1 protein-coding gene is annotated in these 270 nt (G+C 37.4%); it reads left to right on the top strand.

Annotation, left to right across the window (positions count from 1 at the left end; all coding sequences use genetic code 11):
* A partial coding sequence (locus tag SB717_RS36140) for a glycosyltransferase (RefSeq protein ID WP_410907818.1) occupies nucleotides 1-270 on the top strand: 270 nt, incomplete at both ends.

The raw sequence follows: 270 nt of genomic DNA, 5'->3' as shown, positions 1-270 counted from the left end.
CAAAAATTTATTCCACAAATGATAAGTATTATAAGTCCCGTTTATCGTGCAGAGAAAATTTTGCCAACATTGGTTTCAGAAATAGATTCTGTGATGACCAAAATAGGAGAAAAATACGAAATCATCCTTGTAGATGACAGAAGCCCCGATAACTCTTGGGAAGGTATGCAGTCCCTTGCTGCCAATAACTCAAATTTAAAAGTATTTCGGTTGAGTCGTAATTTCGGACAGCATCCAACTATTATAGCAGGACTTACAAAAGCAAGCGGC

Source organism: Priestia sp. SIMBA_032 (genome assembly GCF_046535215.1).
GTDB classification, from domain to species: domain Bacteria; phylum Bacillota; class Bacilli; order Bacillales; family Bacillaceae_H; genus Priestia; species Priestia aryabhattai.
This window is presented reverse-complemented; position numbering and strand designations above follow the sequence as displayed.